We start from the raw sequence: 732 nt of genomic DNA, 5'->3' as shown, positions 1-732 counted from the left end.
GTGGAGGGTCGACGGCGGCTGCGGGTGCTTTCGCTCGGCGCCGGTGTCTCCACCGCAGCGATCGCGGCGGCCGGCGGCATCCTCTCGCTCCTGCAGTTCCGCACCGACATCGGGAGCATCCTCGAACTCGTCGCGACCACCATCGGGATGGGGTGGCTCGCGATCCTCGGAATGGACACCGCGGTCGCGCAGCGGCGGGTGCGGCGCAAGACATGGAAGCCGGTGCTGCAGGCCGTCGAAGTCCACAGGAGCACCGCGCGCAGCACGAGAACGATCTCTCTCGTCGCCGTCTCCCGCTGAGGGAGCCGCGAGTGCGGTGCGTAGAGTCGTCACATGCGAGAGTCAGCACCGGCCGGCGATGGAGGGGTCCGTGCGGTGGACCTGCCACGGCCACCGGGAGTGGTGCGGCGGTTCTGGGGGAGTCGCCCCTAGCTCTTCGACGGGCTGCTCGCCTTCTTCTATCTCCTTCTACGATCTCCCGCGCATCACGCTTCCAGTGAGACCTTCTGGAGCGCGCCCTCCGCATCGATCTCGAGTGTCAGGTCGAGATCCAGCCGCCGCAGGAACACATCGTCATGACTCACGATGAGCACCGCGCCCCGGTAGGCGCGGAGGGCTTCGACGAGCTGGGCGACCGTGTCGAGGTCGAGGTTGTTGGTCGGCTCGTCGAGCACCACGAGGTGCGGTGCGGGGTCGGCGAGCAGCAGCTTCGCCAGCGCGACGCGGAAGCGC

The 732-nt window shown here is 68.7% G+C and carries 2 protein-coding genes; one reads left to right on the top strand and one right to left on the bottom strand.

Annotated features, from left to right (window positions below; translation table 11 throughout):
- Nucleotides 1-300: hypothetical protein (locus KZA10_RS16745; protein ID WP_374196616.1), on the top strand; the 300-nt coding region annotated here is incomplete at its 5' end.
- 185 nt (nt 301-485) lie between these two features.
- On the opposite strand, the gene KZA10_RS16740 is transcribed toward KZA10_RS16745, so the two are convergent.
- Nucleotides 486-732 (bottom strand): AAA family ATPase (locus KZA10_RS16740; protein WP_374196615.1); only part of this gene is annotated, 247 nt, incomplete at its 5' end.

The organism is Microbacterium sp. BF1, assembly GCF_019279095.1.
Lineage (GTDB): Bacteria > Actinomycetota > Actinomycetes > Actinomycetales > Microbacteriaceae > Microbacterium > Microbacterium maritypicum.
Note: the sequence above shows the minus strand (reverse complement) of the source record. Positions and strands in the feature narration are given on the sequence as shown.